Raw genomic sequence first — 247 nt, 5'->3', positions numbered from 1 at the left:
GTACGTAATGAGCGCCGACCGTTTCGTTTCACCCGACGATATCCGCAGCCTGTGCGCCCAGGCCAGGGCCACCATGTACCGCACCGAAGTGCCGCTGTACGGCACCCTGGTCGACCTGGTGGCCGAGATCAACGATGACGTGCTCACCGACAACCCGGCACTGGCTGAGCAGCTCGAGCGCAAGGACGAGCGCGGCCGCCTGCCGCAGGAGCGCCACGGCGCCATCCGCGTCGGCACTGCCGACGAG

At 68.0% G+C, this 247-nt stretch carries 1 protein-coding gene; it reads left to right on the top strand.

The window, feature by feature from the left end:
- Positions 1 to 7: 7 nt before the first annotated feature.
- A partial coding sequence (locus ACQG3P_RS21485; RefSeq protein WP_426806187.1) for a 2-oxoadipate dioxygenase/decarboxylase family protein occupies positions 8 to 247 on the top strand: 240 nt, incomplete at its 3' end.

Source organism: Stenotrophomonas sp. SrG (genome assembly GCF_050031795.1).
In the GTDB taxonomy this organism is placed as follows: Bacteria; Pseudomonadota; Gammaproteobacteria; order Xanthomonadales; family Xanthomonadaceae; genus Stenotrophomonas; species Stenotrophomonas rhizophila_A.
The sequence above is the reverse complement of the archived record's forward strand: the minus strand, read 5'-3'. Positions and strand labels throughout refer to the sequence as shown.